This window comes from Paraburkholderia sp. UCT2, assembly GCF_014397665.1.
GTDB lineage: Bacteria > Pseudomonadota > Gammaproteobacteria > Burkholderiales > Burkholderiaceae > Paraburkholderia > Paraburkholderia tuberum.
In genome coordinates this window covers 19,027-34,554 of record NZ_VZQO01000014.1, presented here as the reverse complement: position 1 = coordinate 34,554, position 15,528 = coordinate 19,027, and the positions used below count along the sequence as shown (strand labels likewise).

The 15,528-nt window shown below is 64.9% G+C and carries 24 protein-coding genes and 1 tRNA gene; 13 read left to right on the top strand and 12 right to left on the bottom strand.

What is annotated here, in order from left to right:
- Positions 1 to 54 precede the first annotated feature (54 nt).
- Complete coding sequence (locus F6X39_RS13885; protein WP_184043993.1) at positions 55 to 552, top strand: heme-degrading domain-containing protein; 498 nt, start codon at positions 55 to 57, stop codon at positions 550 to 552.
- Between the two features lie 4 nt (positions 553 to 556).
- A complete protein-coding gene (locus tag F6X39_RS13880) occupies positions 557 to 895 on the top strand; it encodes a DMT family transporter (RefSeq protein WP_184068636.1) in 339 nt (112 codons plus the stop codon).
- A gap of 46 nt (positions 896 to 941) precedes the next feature.
- Here the strand turns inward: F6X39_RS13880 and F6X39_RS13875 are convergent, their stop codons facing one another.
- Both F6X39_RS13875 and F6X39_RS13870 read right to left on the bottom strand, forming a co-directional pair.
- Entirely contained in the window at positions 942 to 1,331 is a 390-nt protein-coding gene (locus F6X39_RS13875) for a hypothetical protein (RefSeq protein ID WP_090805720.1), read from the bottom strand.
- Positions 1,332 to 1,413: 82 nt separating this feature from the next.
- Positions 1,414 to 1,605 carry a hypothetical protein gene (locus F6X39_RS13870; protein WP_184029291.1) on the bottom strand — a complete coding sequence of 64 codons (192 nt, stop codon included), beginning with the start codon at positions 1,603 to 1,605 and terminating at the stop codon, positions 1,414 to 1,416.
- A gap of 290 nt (positions 1,606 to 1,895) precedes the next feature.
- Here F6X39_RS13870 and F6X39_RS13865 point away from each other — a divergent pair, with 290 nt between their 5' ends.
- Both F6X39_RS13865 and F6X39_RS13860 read left to right on the top strand, forming a co-directional pair.
- Positions 1,896 to 2,183 carry a hypothetical protein gene (locus F6X39_RS13865; protein ID WP_090804360.1) on the top strand — a complete coding sequence of 96 codons (288 nt, stop codon included), beginning with the start codon at positions 1,896 to 1,898 and terminating at the stop codon, positions 2,181 to 2,183.
- 197 nt (positions 2,184 to 2,380) lie between these two features.
- Positions 2,381 to 2,665: a DUF1488 domain-containing protein gene (locus tag F6X39_RS13860; protein ID WP_184029285.1), complete on the top strand. Its 285-nt coding sequence runs from the start codon at positions 2,381 to 2,383 to the stop codon at positions 2,663 to 2,665.
- Positions 2,666 to 2,758: 93 nt separating this feature from the next.
- On the opposite strand, the gene F6X39_RS13855 is transcribed toward F6X39_RS13860, so the two are convergent.
- Complete coding sequence (locus tag F6X39_RS13855) at positions 2,759 to 3,733, bottom strand: NAD-dependent epimerase/dehydratase family protein (RefSeq protein ID WP_187617005.1); 975 nt, start codon at positions 3,731 to 3,733, stop codon at positions 2,759 to 2,761.
- Between the two features lie 144 nt (positions 3,734 to 3,877).
- On the opposite strand from F6X39_RS13855, the gene F6X39_RS13850 reads away from it, so the two are divergent.
- Positions 3,878 to 4,726: a TetR/AcrR family transcriptional regulator gene (locus F6X39_RS13850; protein ID WP_187617003.1), complete on the top strand. Its 849-nt coding sequence runs from the start codon at positions 3,878 to 3,880 to the stop codon at positions 4,724 to 4,726.
- 46 nt (positions 4,727 to 4,772) lie between these two features.
- On the top strand, positions 4,773 to 5,909 hold the full coding sequence (locus F6X39_RS13845; protein WP_187617001.1) for an enoyl-CoA hydratase/isomerase family protein: 1,137 nt from the start codon (positions 4,773 to 4,775) through the stop codon (positions 5,907 to 5,909).
- Between the two features lie 64 nt (positions 5,910 to 5,973).
- Here F6X39_RS13845 and F6X39_RS13840 read toward each other — a convergent pair whose 3' ends face one another.
- On the bottom strand, positions 5,974 to 6,399 hold the full coding sequence (locus F6X39_RS13840; protein WP_090805723.1) for a hypothetical protein: 426 nt from the start codon (positions 6,397 to 6,399) through the stop codon (positions 5,974 to 5,976).
- Between the two features lie 532 nt (positions 6,400 to 6,931).
- Between F6X39_RS13840 and ssuD the strand changes: the two genes are divergently transcribed.
- From ssuD to F6X39_RS13820, 4 genes are all read left to right on the top strand, one after another.
- Entirely contained in the window at positions 6,932 to 8,092 is a 1,161-nt protein-coding gene (ssuD, locus tag F6X39_RS13835; RefSeq protein WP_187616999.1) for an FMNH2-dependent alkanesulfonate monooxygenase, read from the top strand.
- 74 nt (positions 8,093 to 8,166) lie between these two features.
- Positions 8,167 to 9,015 carry an aliphatic sulfonate ABC transporter permease SsuC gene (gene ssuC, locus F6X39_RS13830; RefSeq protein WP_187616998.1) on the top strand — a complete coding sequence of 283 codons (849 nt, stop codon included), beginning with the start codon at positions 8,167 to 8,169 and terminating at the stop codon, positions 9,013 to 9,015.
- The gene (locus tag F6X39_RS13825) at positions 9,012 to 10,031 is read left to right on the top strand and encodes an ATP-binding cassette domain-containing protein (RefSeq protein ID WP_187616996.1); all 1,020 of its coding nucleotides are present in this window, start codon (positions 9,012 to 9,014) and stop codon (positions 10,029 to 10,031) included. The genes ssuC and F6X39_RS13825 overlap by 4 nt, the downstream gene beginning before the upstream one ends.
- A 57-nt stretch (positions 10,032 to 10,088) precedes the next feature.
- Positions 10,089 to 10,304, top strand: coding sequence for a molybdopterin-binding protein (locus F6X39_RS13820; RefSeq protein WP_008922916.1), 216 nt, complete (start codon positions 10,089 to 10,091; stop codon positions 10,302 to 10,304).
- A gap of 35 nt (positions 10,305 to 10,339) precedes the next feature.
- On the opposite strand, the gene F6X39_RS36785 is transcribed toward F6X39_RS13820, so the two are convergent.
- Complete coding sequence (locus F6X39_RS36785) at positions 10,340 to 10,600, bottom strand: hypothetical protein (RefSeq protein WP_090804375.1); 261 nt, start codon at positions 10,598 to 10,600, stop codon at positions 10,340 to 10,342.
- 240 nt (positions 10,601 to 10,840) lie between these two features.
- Here F6X39_RS36785 and F6X39_RS13810 point away from each other — a divergent pair, with 240 nt between their 5' ends.
- Entirely contained in the window at positions 10,841 to 11,041 is a 201-nt protein-coding gene (locus F6X39_RS13810) for a hypothetical protein (RefSeq protein ID WP_187616991.1), read from the top strand.
- 147 nt (positions 11,042 to 11,188) lie between these two features.
- Entirely contained in the window at positions 11,189 to 11,431 is a 243-nt protein-coding gene (locus tag F6X39_RS13805) for a DUF6566 family protein (protein ID WP_018418205.1), read from the top strand.
- Between the two features lie 223 nt (positions 11,432 to 11,654).
- Here the strand turns inward: F6X39_RS13805 and F6X39_RS13800 are convergent, their stop codons facing one another.
- The 5 genes from F6X39_RS13800 to F6X39_RS13780 all read right to left on the bottom strand — a co-directional run bounded on the left by F6X39_RS13800 (position 11,655) and on the right by F6X39_RS13780 (position 14,387).
- The gene (locus tag F6X39_RS13800) at positions 11,655 to 11,924 is read right to left on the bottom strand and encodes a hypothetical protein (protein WP_018418204.1); all 270 of its coding nucleotides are present in this window, start codon (positions 11,922 to 11,924) and stop codon (positions 11,655 to 11,657) included.
- Between the two features lie 351 nt (positions 11,925 to 12,275).
- A tRNA-His gene (locus F6X39_RS13795) sits at positions 12,276 to 12,351 on the bottom strand.
- A gap of 89 nt (positions 12,352 to 12,440) precedes the next feature.
- Positions 12,441 to 13,442, bottom strand: coding sequence for a tRNA dihydrouridine(20/20a) synthase DusA (dusA, locus tag F6X39_RS13790; RefSeq protein WP_187616990.1), 1,002 nt, complete (start codon positions 13,440 to 13,442; stop codon positions 12,441 to 12,443).
- A 124-nt stretch (positions 13,443 to 13,566) separates the two neighbouring features.
- Positions 13,567 to 13,941 (bottom strand): hypothetical protein, encoded by a 375-nt coding sequence (locus F6X39_RS13785; protein ID WP_187616989.1) that lies wholly within the window; start codon positions 13,939 to 13,941, stop codon positions 13,567 to 13,569.
- A 191-nt stretch (positions 13,942 to 14,132) separates the two neighbouring features.
- Positions 14,133 to 14,387 (bottom strand): hypothetical protein, encoded by a 255-nt coding sequence (locus tag F6X39_RS13780; protein WP_187617112.1) that lies wholly within the window; start codon positions 14,385 to 14,387, stop codon positions 14,133 to 14,135.
- Between F6X39_RS13780 and F6X39_RS13775 the strand changes: the two genes are divergently transcribed.
- Positions 14,386 to 14,817, top strand: coding sequence for a sulfotransferase (locus tag F6X39_RS13775; RefSeq protein WP_262414702.1), 432 nt, complete (start codon positions 14,386 to 14,388; stop codon positions 14,815 to 14,817). The genes F6X39_RS13780 and F6X39_RS13775 overlap by 2 nt on opposite strands.
- Here F6X39_RS13775 and F6X39_RS13770 read toward each other — a convergent pair.
- Positions 14,793 to 15,038, bottom strand: coding sequence for a hypothetical protein (locus F6X39_RS13770; protein WP_187617104.1), 246 nt, complete (start codon positions 15,036 to 15,038; stop codon positions 14,793 to 14,795). The two genes, F6X39_RS13775 and F6X39_RS13770, sit on opposite strands and share 25 nt — an antisense overlap.
- A 247-nt stretch (positions 15,039 to 15,285) precedes the next feature.
- Complete coding sequence (locus tag F6X39_RS13765; RefSeq protein ID WP_187616987.1) at positions 15,286 to 15,513, bottom strand: DUF3820 family protein; 228 nt, start codon at positions 15,511 to 15,513, stop codon at positions 15,286 to 15,288.
- Positions 15,514 to 15,528: the final 15 nt, after the last annotated feature.

The window sequence follows — 15,528 nt, the reverse complement described above, 5'->3', positions numbered from 1 at the left end:
ATCTTCACGACGGCGGCCCCTTTGACTCTGATGCCCCGACCCGTTCTGAACCCCATGGATATCGCTCACGACCTGCAGGTCATCGCCATTCAGGAAAAGACCCTCGTGTTTCCCCGCTTCGATGCCGACCGCGCGTGGCAAGTCGGCGCGTATCTGCACGAAGTCGCGAAAGCGCGCGGCATTGCCGCTGCGATCGACGTGCGCACGTTCGGCCAGCCGCTGTTCTTCAGCCTGCTCGACGGCGCGACGCCCGACAACGTCGACTGGGCGCGCCGCAAGGGCAACACCGTCGCGCAATTTCGCCGTAGCTCGTACGCGATCGGTCTGAAAATGCAGCTTGCGGGCGCGACGCTCGCCGACAAGCACGGACTGCCGGCCACCGAGTACGCATCGCACGGCGGCGCGTTTCCGCTGGCGGTGGAAGGGGCGGGCGTGATCGGTTCGATCACGGTGTCCGGTCTGCCGCAGCGCGCCGATCATGAACTCGTGGTCGAAGCGCTGTGCGCGCATCTCGGTCACGACTACGGCAAGCTCGCGCTCGCGAAAAACTGACGCGATGCGCGTACCCCCGTATGCGCTGCTCGCGATCGCGATCGTCGCCGAAGTGATCGCGACTTCCGCGATGCGGGCCTCGGACGGCTTTTCACGGCTGCTGCCGTCGATGGTCGTCGTGCTCGGCTACGGCATCGCGTTCTATTGCCTGTCGTTGACGCTCCGAAGCATTCCAGTCGGCATCGTCTACGCGATCTGGTCCGGCGCGGGCATCGTGCTGATCACGCTGGTCGCGCTAGTGCTGTACCGGCAGGTACCCGACGTGCCGGCGATCATCGGGCTGGGATTGATCGTCGCTGGCGTCGCGGTGTTGAATCTCTTCTCGAAGATGCAGGCGCATTGAGCACCCGCGCCAGCCGCCGCGATTGCCGCCAGGCACGTAAATCGGCTTACTTGCAGCGCACGATCATCGAGCGGCCCTTCACGTTCGCCGACGCCACGTTCGTGACGCTGCCGCCGGCGGTGCCGCCTTCGTCGTTATCCTTCGACACGATGTCGTAGCCGGTCGCGCCGCAGGCCTTACCCGCTTGCACGTAGCACGAGGCCCAACTCGAGCCGGCGTCGGCGCCGCTGCAGTTGACCGCGAAGCCGGTCTGGCCGTTGGGCAGATTGATCAGCGTGGTCGTGTTCGACGACGCGCAGCCGCCCAGTCCCGCGGCGAGCAGCAGCGCGGCGGGCAAGGCGGCCGACAGCGACGCGCGACGCACGAGGGCAAGCGCGGCGCTGGATCGGAGGCGGTGGAATCGGCCGGCGCGTCGCGGTTGCGTCGTGAATTGCATCGTGTTGTGTCCTTTCATTCAAATAGAGGGGGTCTGCCGGGTGGGGGCGGCCGCTGTGGAGCGCGAGGGCGTGCGCCACGGCTCAGGTCATTTCGACCGTGATGCCCGCCGCGTTGAGGAGCCGCCGGGCTTCCGCGCCTTCTTCAGTGGCTGCGTCTTCCCAGATGCCGATCGCTTTCGGGATGTCGATGCCGTGACTTTCGGCGTACTCGAACCAGCGGTTCGCCGCATCCGGCTCGGGCAGTTCATGATCCTGCAGAAAATATTTTCCCATATTGCGCTCGCTGGCCTCGAAATGGCGTCGTGACAGGTACCGTGCGACAGCATGGAGCATGCCGGTATGGACCGTTCGACCAGCGCGCGCGGCTGAAGTGCGGCGCGGCTCTTTTGGCGCGGCGCGGGGGGCGCGTCTCGCGAGCAGAACTTATCGCGCTGCAACGCGCCTTATCGTTATGGGACGGGCCGCCCGCACACACCCAGTGCAGCGGCGCGCCGCATGCTGAAGCATCAGGGCGGCGCCGTTGCGACTGGCGCCAGCTCTGCAACCGCAACAGGAGGACGAAGATGGCTGAACGGGTCAGTGGCCCTTATCGCGGCTATTACATCAGCGCCGCCGCGCGCCTCGTGCCAGGGGGCAGCACGTCGGGCCCGTCGGGCGACGCGCACACCAAAGCGGACGGTACCTACGTCGGCACGGTCAGCCTCGCCGAGCTTGGCCCGGACGATCCGCACCGGATGGAAACGCTGCTCGAGCTCGGCGACCGGCAACGCTTCGACAGTGAAGAAGAGGCGCTCGCGTTCGTCGAACGGGCGGCCCGCGAGTATGTCGACCGATTGCTGGATGGGCCGTGAGCGTGTCGGCGATTTCCGTGCAGAGGGCCCGCCGATGGGCTCGCCAAGGCAGCGCGCGATGCCCTGAATCAGGCCCCCGCGCGCGCTGGACCGTGATCCGGCGGCGCGAGTACCATAGCGGGACTTGCGAGGATCGGCGGCGCGCAGGGCCTTCCGCGCAAGCGACGTTCCCGCCGCCAACTTCTGACGAGGCGACCATGAAAATCCGTTTTCCCGAAGACGCGCCTGCTTACCGCGACTCCAACCTGACCGTCGTGTTTTCCGCGCTGGTGGACGGTGAGCCGGTGCCGTGCGCGATCTCGGTGGAAGCGCTCGAGGATCATTTCGGCGCTTACAGCGAGGACCTCGACGGCTGGCTGCGCGCGTTCGATGCGGGCCGGCCGCGCATCGAGGCCGTTGCGCGTGAGCATCTGCAGATCAGTAACGGCACACCCGTGCTGCTCAAGAGTGGCCACTTTCCGCCGGGGCAGATGGCAGGCTAAGCGGACCTGCCTATGGACCGTCGGCGCCAGAGGCCGGGAGCAGGTCCATCTCTGCGGTTTTCACTTCACCTACGCATCGCCAACGCCTTGCCGCTAATTCATGTCGCGTGCCGGCACTACCTCGCGCGCCGCTTCGAAGCACCGCCTGATCCCTTCCTGATACGACGTCTTCCTGAGCGGCCCGATCAACGTCGCGAGCGCCGAATCATCGAGCACGACCGGCTCGGTCATCAGATAGTTCATCTCGACCAACTCGCGCATCAGCGGATTGAATAGCCCGAGCACGCGCAGCATGCCCTTGCCGGCCACCATCAGCTTCGGCCCGGAGCCCGCGAGCGCGTAGGCCTCGCGAGCCACCTCGCGCTGCGTGATCGTGCCGGCGCCCGCGAGATGCCACCAGCGACCGTAGGCTTCGGGCGTGCGCGTGAGTCGTTCGATCACGGGACCGACATCCGGCAGATAGATGAATTCGTGCGGTACGTCGACGGGACCGAGCACCTGCGCGCGCTTTCCGGTAGCGGCGCCAACGAAGACACCGTGCAACAGGCTGCGCTCGACCCCCGGTCCGTAGAAATCGGGCAGTCGCAATACCAGCGTTTCGAGACCTTTGTGGCCATGCGCGGCCAGCACGAGCTTTTCCTGTTCAAGCCGCATGCGGCCCTTGAACGTGTGCGGCTCGCGCGGATGATCTTCTCGGACCGGGTTGCCGCGCGCGCGGCCATACGGATACACGGTGCCGATCAGAATGAAGCGCCCGACACCGGCGGCCGTCACGCCAGCCAGCGTTTTCTCCATCAACGACGGGTGCTGCGCGAACTGGTCGTAGGGCACGCCGACGAGGTAGATCACGGTCTGCAGACCTGCGGCCGCGGCGCGGATCGAGGCGGGGTCGTCGGGGTTCCAGGTGACGATCTCCGCGTGCGGGTCGTCACCGAAAGTCCGTTGCAATACCTCGCGCGAGCGGCCGACCACCCGGTAATCGCGGCCCGCCGCGCCAAGCGCCGTCGCGATGCTTTGGCCCGCAGCGCCCGCTGCACCGAATAAACCGACCTTTCCCGTGGTTTGCATGACGACTCCCTCAGATGGCGGCGCGACATCGTCGCGCGCTCGTGGCTGCTTGATTTGACAGATGAAAACTTACTGAACATTGTTCAGTAAACGATGTTCAGTTTAAATTGACTTTTCAGTTTGTCAATCTGAAAATTGCGAGTCATGGGAATCGCCGAACGAAAAAGCCGCCAGAAGCAGGCACTGCGCGAACGCATCCTCGATGCCGCGCGGCGCATCGTCGTGGGCGAGGGCTTTGCCGCGCTGTCGATGCGCAAGATCGCTGACGCGATCGAGTATTCGCCCGCCACGTTGTATCTGCATTTCGCGAGTCGTGACGACATCGCGCGGGCCTTGTGCGCCGAAGGCTACGCGCAGTTGCTCGCGACCTTCGTGCCGCTCGTGCAGATCGCGGATCCCGCCGAACGGCTGAAGGCGCTCGGGCGCGCGTACGTCGCGTTTGGCGTCGAGCATCCTGAAACGTACCGGCTGATTTTCATGGAGGACCCGAGCTATACCGGCGCGGCGCTCAGGGGCGGGGTTGGCACTGGCAAACAAGACGGCAACACGGGCGACACAAGCGCGAACGCCGGGACCGGTGGTTCGACCGCCTCCCTGGGCAACGCCGCCGGCGGCGTTGCCGACGACGACCCCGGCGACGCCGCGCTGCACATCATGATCGACGCGCTCGACGAGTTGCGAGCAGCGGGGCGTCTGTCGGCGTCGGTCGCATCGATGGAGCCGGCCGTCTGGGCCGAGGCGTTGTGGGCGAGTCTGCATGGCATCGTCGCGCTGAATCTCACGTGCCCGATGTTTCCGAGCGCGCCGCTCGAGACGCTCGTCGGCGTGACGCTCGACGCATGGCTCGGTGTGCCGCAGGCCGTGGCGGCGGGCGCATCGAACAGCGCCGCAGTCCGCGGCAAGAAAACAGTCGCGCGGCGCGACGCCAAGTCGGCCGGCTCCACGCACCCGGCCCCCGAGCTCCCCACCAAACGCAAAGCGGCAGGCCCGTGATAACGTTCAGTTCCACCTCATGCCGCGCCGCCGCGCCCAGTTCTCCATGTCCACGTCCGCCTCGCCCGCCACTAGCGACGAAATCGCGACCCACGTAGCCAACCGCATCGGTCTCATCGAACTGGAGCGGCCGAAAGCGCTGAACGCGCTGTCGACCGGCATGATCCGCGCGATCCACGCGGCGCTCGACCAGTGGCGCGAGGACCCCGAGGTGCTGGCCGTCGTCGTGCGCAGCCGGCACGAGCGCGCGTTCTGCGCGGGCGGCGACATCCGCGTCATGTACGAAGCGGCGCAAACCGGCGACCAGGAGGCGCGCGATACGTTCTTCAGCGAGGAATACCGGCTCAATCACGCGATCTTCGTGTATCCGAAGCCGTATATCGCGTTGATGAACGGCATCGTGATGGGCGGCGGCATGGGCATTTCGCAGGGCGCACATCGCACCGGCGGCCTGCGCGTCGTCACGCAATCGACGAAGATGGCGATGCCCGAAACCCGTATCGGCCTCTTTCCGGATGTCGGCGCGAGCTGGTTTCTCGCGCGCACGCCCGGCGCGATCGGCCGCTATCTGGCGGTGACCGGCGAGACGATCGGCGCGGCCGACGCGCTGTACGCGGGCCTCGCCGATGCCTACATCGACGACGCGGCGTTGCCCGCGCTCGTCGATACGTTGAGCCGCGAACCGTTCGAGCGCAGTGCTGATGTGGTTGCGTGCGTCGAGCGCGAGACGCTCGCGTATCAGGTCGCGCCGCGGCCCGAGGAGAGCGCGCTCGCGAAGGCGCGGACGTTGATCGACCGGCATTTCGCGCGGCCCGACGTCGCGCGGATACTCAAGTCGCTCGAACAGGAACGCGAGCGCGGTGGCGACGCGGCGGAGTGGGCCGAGCAGACGATCGCGGTGCTGCGCGAGCGCTCGCCGCTGTCGATGGCGGTCTCGCTCGAAGTGGTCACGCGCGCGGAAGGGTCGATGGCCGACGTGCTGCGCACTGATCTCGATCTGACGCGCTCGAGCTTTCTGCGCGGCGATACGGTGGAAGGCATTCGCGCACGCATCATCGATAAGGACAACGCGCCGCGCTGGCGTTTCGCGCGCATCGAGGACGTCAACCGGGCCGATGTGGAGCAGATGTTCGACAGCCCGTGGCCGGCGAACGAGCACCCGCTGCGCGCTCTGCGCGGGTGAACGCGCGGCCTCGCGAACCCGCCCGCGCGAATCTACGCGTTGCGCGAATTCATGTTCGCCGCGTTTATTCCTCTGCCTCGCTCGCCATGAACGCGCGCATGAACACGAGCGCACCCCAGCCCCACATCGCGTTCGCCGTGAAGCCCACCGCGAGCCGCGGCAGCATGTTGCCGCTCGGCCAGATGCCGCGCAGCGGATCGACGACGAACACGCTCGCCGCCGTCAGCACGATGCCGCCGAACACGAACGCGGGTACCCACGGCGCGCGCCGATGCGGCGCGACGCGCAGCAGCCAGGCCATCAGCACGGCCCAGCACGCGCTCCAGATTGCGTTTGCGATGAACTCAGGCAGGCCGAGCGGCAAAAACGGCGCGGTCGAAAAACCGCTGGGGTCGATCATGCCGGCAGCGTGCATCAGCGCCAGCGTCGATTCGCGAAAGAACAAAGAAGCCAGAAAACCGGCGACGAACGGCAGAATAATTTTTTGCATGCATTGCACCGGCAACGTACAGGCGACGCGAATCGCAAGACCTGTACCGGGTGATTGGAAACGAGCGCCATTATATCGACCGGGGTTGGGCGGCCGGGGCCGCGTGTATAAAGCGCAACAACCGTATGCGGTAGAACCGGGCTAATCACGAAAGCGGAAATCCTAAGCTCAATAAAATCGTTCAAAAGCCGCGGACCGCTCCATAGACTGTTTCCTCATGCAGACGGCTCGGGTGTCGCCGTCGTCCGATAAATCGGGCGCATCACGCGCACGTTGGTCGAGGAAAGCCGTCGCAATGTCGAGCCTCACGCCGAATCTCCGTTGTCGCAGGGCTCACGCGCGGTCGTGTTCGCGGTGTCGTCCGCCAGACGCATGGCCTTTCGTTTGACGCAGTTGCCGATGGCCTGAGTCCATCGTCCGTTTCTCAATCCTTCAACGCGTCGCAGCGCCTTGCCGGTTGCCGGCTCGATGCGCGCGGCCGGCGCTCGCGCTCACCGTTTTCATTACGTCAGGAACAGTCAGGAGTAACAACATGAATGTGTTCTGGTTCATTCCGACTCACGGCGACAGCCGCTATCTCGGTACGTCCCAAGGCGCACGCGCAGCCGACTACGACTACTTCCGGCAGATCGCCGTCGCCGCCGACACGCTCGGCTACGAGGGCGTGCTGCTGCCGACCGGCCGCTCGTGCGAGGACGCCTGGGTCGTCGCGTCGAGCCTGATTCCCGTGACGCAGCGGCTGAAGTTCCTCGTCGCGATTCGCCCGGGGCTGTCGTCGCCGGGAATTGCCGCGCGTATGGCGGCGACGTTCGACCGGCTATCGAACGGGCGTCTGTTGATCAACGTGGTGACGGGCGGCGACGCGGCCGAACTGGCTGGCGACGGCGTGTTCGTCGATCACGACACGCGCTACGAAATCACCGACGAATTCCTGCACATCTGGCGCAAGCTGCTCGCCGCGTCGCACAGCAACGAAGCGATCGATTTCGACGGCAAGCATTTGCGGTCGAAGGGCGGCAAGGCGCTATATCCGCCGGTGCAAAACCCGCATCCGCCGCTGTGGTTCGGCGGCTCGTCGGCGGCCGCGCACGATATCGCGGCCGAGCACATCGACACCTATCTGACGTGGGGCGAGCCGCCCGCAGCGGTCGCGAAGAAGATCGCCGACATTCGCGCACGCGCCGCGGCGCGCGGCCGGCAGATCCGCTTCGGGATCCGTCTGCACGTGATCGTGCGCGAGACCGAGGAGGAAGCGTGGGCCGCCGCCGACCAGCTGATCAGCAAGCTCGACGACGACACGGTCGCGCGTGCGCAGGCGTCGTTCGCGAAGATGGATTCGGAAGGGCAGCGCCGTATGGCCGCGCTGCACGGCGGCAAGCGCGGCGGGCGCGAGCAGCTCGAGGTCTATCCGAACCTGTGGGCGGGCGTGGGGCTCGTGCGCGGCGGCGCGGGCACCGCGCTGGTCGGCAGTCCGGAGCAGGTGGCCGCGCGTATGAAGGAGTACGCGGCGCTCGGCATCGAGACGTTCATCCTGTCGGGCTATCCGCATCTCGAGGAATCCTACCGCTTCGCCGAACTCGTGTTTCCGCTGCTGCCGCAACGCTTCAGCAAGGTTTCCAACGGGCCGTTGTCGGGGCCGTTCGGCGAAATCGTCGGCACCAGCTATCTGCCGAAGGCGGCGAGCGCGAGTTGAGCGCGCGCATAGCATGGGTCGCGCGGCTTGCGCGACACGCGCACGACGATCGACAGGCAAGGAGAAAAGCCAACATGAGTGACACCACTTTGAGCGCGGGAACGGCGGCAACCCCGCAGCCCGCGTCCACGACGCGCGCTGCCGCGCTGCGCCGTTTCGGCGCGCACCTGCTGCCGTGGCTCGCGCCGATCGCGATCCTGCTCGCGTGGGAAATCGCCGCGCGCAGCGGTGCGCTGTCGACGCGCGTGCTGCCCGAGCCGCTCGCGGTCGTGAAGGCCGCATGGTCGCTGATCCAGTCCGGCGAAATGTGGGCCGACGTGAAGGTCAGCACCTGGCGCGCGGTGTCGGGCTTCGCGATCGGCGGCGGCATCGGTCTGGTGTTCGGACTGGCGACGGGTCTCTTCAAACCCGCGGAAATCGTGCTCGATTCGACCGTACAGATGATCCGCAACGTTCCCGCGCTCGCGATGATTCCGCTCGTGATCCTGTGGTTCGGCATCGAGGAACAAGCGAAGGTGTTCCTCGTCGCGCTCGGCGTGTTCTTCCCGGTCTATGTGAACACGTTTCACGGCATCCGTTCGGTCGACGCGAACCTGATCGAGATGGCGCGCAGCTATGGCGTCAAAGGTTTCGCGCTGTACCGCCACGTGATTCTGCCGGGTGCGCTGCCGTCGATTCTGGTCGGCGTGCGCTTCGCGTTCGGTCTGATGTGGGTCACGCTGATCGTCGCCGAGACCATTTCCGCGCAATCGGGCATCGGCTACATGACGATGAACGCGCGCGAATTCCTGCAAACCGATGTGGTGGTGGTGGGCATTCTGCTGTACGCGGCGCTCGGCAAGCTCGCGGACATGCTCGCGAAGAGCCTCGAGCGCGTGTCGTTGCGCTGGCATCCGGCCTATCAGCGAGGAGCAAAGGCATGAGCGCAACGACGCTATCGACGACGTTCGGCGGTATCGCGGGCAGCGATCTCGAGACCGAACTCGCGCAGCCGCGGCTCGCGGATCACGACGCGAACGAGGCTGCGGGGGTTGAGCGGGACGGGGCGGCTGTGGCGCATTGCGGCTCGCAACCGAGCTTGCAACCCGCCACCGCCCTGGCCCGCAGCGACGCGCGCCCCGCGAGCGACTACGCGGTGCAATTGCGCGGCGTCGGCAAGTGCTATGGCGAGCGCGAGGTGCTGTCGGGCTTCGATCTGTCGATCGAGCGGGGCAGCTTCGTCGCGATCGTCGGCCGCAGCGGTTGCGGCAAGTCGACCTTGCTGCGGCTCGTCGCGGGTCTCGAAGAAGGCAGTTCGGGTGTGCTCGAAAAGCGCGCCGGGAACGGCGGTCCGCTCGACACCCGCATCATGTTTCAGGATGCGCGTCTGCTGCCGTGGAAAAGCGTGCTGCAAAACGTGATGCTCGGCCTCGGCCGCGGCGCGCGCGACGATGCGCGCGCGGTACTCGCCGAAGTCGGCCTGCTTGAACGCGCGAACGACTGGCCCGCGCAACTATCGGGCGGTCAGCGGCAGCGCGTCGCGCTCGCGCGGGCGCTCGTGCATCGTCCGCAATTGCTGCTGCTCGACGAGCCGCTCGGCGCGCTCGATGCGTTGACGCGCATCGAAATGCACACGCTGATCGAAAGGCTGTGGCGCGAGCATCGCTTCACCGCGCTGCTCGTCACGCACGACGTGCACGAAGCCGTCGCGCTCGGCGACCGGATTCTGCTGATCGAGGAAGGCCGCATCGCGCTCGATCAGCCGGTCGCGCTCGCACGTTCGCGCGCGCGGGCGTCGGCGGGCTTCGCCGCACTCGAAGACCACGTGCTGCAGCGCGTGCTGAGAAACGCGCCGAACGACGACACGCTGGCGCATCGCGCGTATCAGCCCTATGACCCGTACGGCTTGCCCGAACCCGGCCGTCTCACGCGGCCGACCGAGGTGCGCTGGGCCGTCTGAGTTTTCCTGGCAAATCGATCCGATCCGTTATCAACTGCTTCTGTGGAGTGATCTGAAATGAGCATTTCCGCCATCAACGTGCGCAATCAGTTCAAAGGCAAGGTCAAGGAAATCATCCGCGGCTCGGTGGTGTCCGAGGTCGACGTAGAGACGCCGTTCGGCATCGTCACGTCGGTGATCACGACGCGCTCGGTCGACGAACTCGAACTGAAAGTCGGCTCGGAGGTGGTCGCGCTCGTGAAATCGACCGAGGTGTCGATCGCGCGGCTTTGATGACGCTCCGCCAATGCGAGCGGCGTGCGCAGCGGCTATTTCGCGTTTGCGCCGCTGGCGGGCGGCTCGTGCGACATGTGGTCGTTGGTCGGCTTCGCCGGCCGCTTGATCGGCATGTTGTCCGGGTTGCTCGAACTGCCGGCGCCCGATGCCGCCTCGGGCGGTTTGGCCATCGGCGCATGGCTGTCCGGCGGCGCGCTGGGCGCCGTCTGCGCGACGGCGCTGGCGCCGCTCGCGAAGAGCGCCGCCAGCGCGGCGGCGGTGGCCGTCAACGTGGCCCAATTGCCTCGCTTCATGTCGTTCTCCTTCGATGTCGCGTGCCGTCTGCAGACACGCGGCTGTGTGCACGATTAGCTAGTAGCAGGCCGCGTTCCGGGGCCGCTGCTGGCGCGTTGAGGCGTGCTCCTAACGGTCACGCCGGTTTCAGACGCCAATTGCCTGGCTCGACGCTCCGGGGAGCGGCTCGTCAGGCACGCACACCTGCATCCGCCGATGAAACTTGCTACGATGAATTGAGCATTCCGACGGAGACGGCCATGTCGAAGTCCTTGAGTCCTGAAGCGGTCGAAGCGTTGCGGCGTCTGAACGACGTCGGCGTCGGACAGACGGCGCCCGAAGTCGCGCAGTCCGTTGCGGCGGAGTTGCTGGCATGCGACCTGGTTGCCGAAGCGGGCAGTAGTGGTGGGGTCGAAATCAACTGCAACGGCCGGCAGTATCTTTCCGGCGATTGCAACTGATCCGCTGATCGGCGGCCGGCCGCACGGCCGGTGTGTAGAGCGAGGCGGCGCGTCGCGGGTGAGTCGCGAGCAGGTGATTGGCCAGCGCGACGCCAGCTGGACGTGCGTGTCCGGCTACCCGCGATCAGCGAAACCACGGAGACGAGCATGGAGCCGAAGGGCGTCGACATGGGCGACTATCAGGCGCGCTATGGCGACTACGACATCGAGGTGGCGGTGGAACAGGTACTGACCGGCGTCAAGGCGCATTTCCGGGTGCTGCGCGACGATTCGACGGTGGTCGACTGGCAGCTCGTGCATATCGATAGCTTGTGGTCCACCGAGCATGCGGCCGCCGAGGCGGCTTTTCGCGCGGCGCGCGAATTGATCGATGCGGGGCTGGCGAGTTAGACGCGGATAGCCGCGTCGCGACAGAAGGGGACGCCGTGTTCGGATGAGGCAAGGAAGCGGCAGGCGCACGAGACGACGGTTGCAAACCGAACGCTACCCGGGCAACGTACCGGGTACCACGGCTGCCGTAAATGCAACTGGGCGCCGGCATCGATACTGCATGCGCGGCGCCCAGTTTGATCGCTGCCTCAGAGGCAGCGGATCTGACGGTACTGCTGGCGGCTTAGTGGCCGAAGAACACCGATTGCGGACCCGACGTGGGTTCGCTGCGCGTACCCGATTGCGTCGACACGCTATTCACGCCGCCGTATGCATTCGATTGTGCGTTGGCGCGTTCAGCAGCGACGGTCTGCGCGTTCTGGCCTTGTTGCGAAGCCGGCGCGCCAACCGACGGACGGTAGTACGGTGCCGGACCATAGCCGCTGGCGAAAGCGGGAGCGGCGATAGAGGCAGAAGCGGCAACCAGCAGGGCGGCGATAAACTTGGTCTTCATGGTAGGACTCCGATAACGTTTCGACTGCATTTCAGGAAGAGGTTGCAGGAGCCAGTGAACCAGGTGTCTGCAACGTCGATGGAAGCCAGTGTATACCCCTACTATTGAAAATTTGTGTCGATAATCTGAAATTACTATTCCCGACGAAGAAACAATCGTTCAGACGTACGCGCCGCAAGGCGGACCGGTGAACCGGCCCTATTGGCCAAGCGGTTTTTGAGAGGCGGGAGAAGGCGGGAAGGGGTGATTGCGGGGCGGAAAACCGCACAGACATCGTGGAAAACGCAGAAGGCCGTCAGCAAAACAAAAACGGCGTTGTGATTGCTCACAACGCCGTTTGCTTGAATTCTGTGGGGTGGCTGATGGGACTCGAACCCACGACGACAGGAATCACAATCCTGGACTCTACCAACTGAGCTACAGCCACCACTAACATCCGCTTGACTTGCTCTAAAAACCTGTCTCGCCGACGAAGAAACGAGATTATAGGGACTAGATGGTCGTTTGCCTAGTCCTTTATTCAAGAATTTCGATGGGCTCGCGCAGATGCTGTCTTGCTTCGTCGAAGATGGTCAGATCACGGGCCGCAAGTCGCTTGCTGTCGGACAAAACTCGACGCCAACCACGCGCACCCGCTTCGCCGCGATACAGCCCAAGCGCATGGCGCGTGATCGCGCCGAGATAGGTGCCGCGCGCCATTTCGGTCGCGCAATACTCGATCAGTTTCGCTTCGACCTGCTCGCGCGTCAGCGGCGCCTGCGCGGAGTCGTAGAAGCGCGCGTCGACATCGGCGAGCAGGTAGGGGTTGTGATACGCCTCGCGCCCGAGCATCACGCCGTCGACGTGCTGAAGATGCGCGTCGACTTCGTCGAGCGTCTTGATACCGCCATTGATGATGATTTCCAACTGCGGAAAATCGCGCTTCAACTGATACGCGTAGTCGTACTTGAGCGGCGGAATCTCGCGGTTTTCCTTCGGGCTCAGGCCCTTCAGTATCGCGTTGCGCGCATGAACGATGAAGACCTCACAGCCGGCTTGCGCGATCGTGCCGACAAAATCGCGGACGAAGCCGTATTCCTCGACCGTATCGACGCCGATGCGGTGCTTGACCGTGACTGGCACCGATACGACGTCGCACATCGCCTTCACGCAATCGGCGACGAGTTGCGGCTCGTTCATCAGGCATGCGCCGAACGCGCCGCGTTGCACGCGCTCGGATGGGCAGCCGCAATTCAGGTTGATTTCGTCATAGCCCCATTGCTCGCCGAGCTTGGCCGAACGCGCGAGATCGTCGGGCTCGCTGCCGCCGAGTTGCAGCGCGACTGGCGCTTCGTCGGGCGTGAATGCGAGATGACGCGGCACGTCGCCGTGCAGCAGCGCGCCGGTCGTCACCATCTCCGTGTAAAGCCAGGTATGGCGCGAAATCATTCGATGCAGCGAGCGGCAATGGCGATCCGTCCAATCCATCATCGGGGCAACGGACACGCGGCGGGGGCTGGGAGTGCGAGGTAGAAACATGGAGCGGCCAAGCGGCTTGAATCAAAACAATAATTTTACCGCAAGGCCAGAAACCGCCGGGCGCGCTGGAGCCATATCACTGTCGCGACAGAGGCGGGCACCGGTTCGTCAATGCTTCAATGCCTTAATGTCCATGTCCCCCCCTCCCGCCACCACTGCTCCACGAACTGCCGCCGCCGTGCATGCCGCCGTATCCGCCACCGTGCCATCCGCCGTTCCCGCCATGCCATCCGCCGTGCCCGCCGTGCCCGCCGTGCCCGCCACCGCCATGCCATCCGCCGCGCCCGTGCCAATACCCATGTCCGTAATAGCAGCACGACCCTCCGAAACCGCCATAGATACCAACCGAGCCGTACGCCGGTCCGTAGTAAGGCGGTCCATACGCGTAGGGATAGTAGGGTTGCGCGTAGCCGTAGTCCGCTGGCGGCGCGACGACGCATCCAGTGATGCTCGCTGCCGCGGCCGCTAGCAGCGTCATCGATGCAATGAGCCTGGTCACGATTTTCTCCTTCACGTAAACCTCAGAAAAACCGCGCGCAACGGAGTTCAGCCGCGTTTGTGTCCGAGCGTTACCGGCGCCGGCGCGGCGGTGCGCGCTCGGGGCTTCCACCACGCGAGCCGTTGCCGCGACGCTCGACCGTTTCGCCAATCTTCCCGCGTATTACCGAGCGCCGTTGCGGTAACACTTCGTTAACGATCTGATACGTTACTGAAGGGCGTGGCTGCTGACTTCCATCGGACGATTCGTTGTTTAAGTCGGAAGCGATTCGCTTGCCCGCCCCGTTCGATCATCTGCTCAAAGGCAACGTGCTGTATCGCCACGGCATGCGCTATAACGAGGCGGAATCGCTTGGCCCGCTCGCGCGCTTTGCCGACAAATTCCCGTTCAACTTCATCACCGTCGGCCTCATTCATCTCGCGCTGCCGAACGCGCGCATCGATCATGGCCGCCACTCGCCATTACATTCTGTCTATCGATTTTCTCGCGCATTTTTACGACGTGTCGTTCGGCTGCCACCTCGGCGAGCTGGGCCGCTGTCAGCGCGCGTACGATGCGTTGATAACGCGCTGGCGACGCGTTCTACACGCGGGCGTGATGATCGAGATCGAGCACGAGGAACTGGTCGACGCTTGCGAAGCGAACGTGCGACGCATGCTCGCGCATTGCGGGCTCGAGTGGGACGAACGTTGCCTTGCATTTCGCGAGACGATGCGGCGTGTCAGCACCGCGAGTTCGGCACAGATGCGCCGACCGTTGGATCGAACGTCGATGCGGCGCTGGCAGCCGCGAGGCGAATTGCGTGAACCGCTATGGGAAGGTCTCGGACCCCACCCGACGGCGGCCGACGCTCAACGCGCGATCGCCGATACGTGATGCAGCCACGGGTACACGCCGGCAATGAACGCCGCGTAGATCGCGGCCATCGTTACGCCGGCGGCCGTGCCCCAGATGTCGCGCGAGGCCGCGCCCTGGCGAAAATGCAGAGGCAGTCCGACCACGACGTAGCCGATCACGAAGAACAGGATGACCGCGCGCACCGGCGACAGATCGTGGCCGATGAATTCGAGCAACGCCGACAGGCTGAATTGCGACATGGACATGCAGGGAGTCACGAAGGCGGGGGATCGCACGGTGCCGGAACACATCGAAATTGTTCAGCGAATGACGACTGATCCGCTTCACTCCCGACGTTTCACAGCGCGACGACCTATGCCGATTAAAGGCCACGCAAACGCGATCCGCAAGAAAAAACCTGTATGAATTTGTACTGTCCTACATTGCTTGCAGTTTGCCTGCGCCGCGACTTTCAGCCAGCCTGGCAACGCTTTCACGGCCACGGTCTCAACGCTCCCGGGGCTTCGGTTTGCGCAAGGGGGCGAGCAGCGGTTTCAAGCCGTTGTGATCGATCTCGTGCATCAACGCGAGCAGACGGCCAATCTCGCCGGGCGGAAAGCCCTGGCTCGCGAACCAGTTCAGATAGTGGCCGGGCAGGTCGGCGATCACGCGGCCTTTATATTTCCCGTAGGGCATCACGCGCGTGACCAGCAATTCGAGGTGTTCGTGATTCATGGCAACGAAGTCATG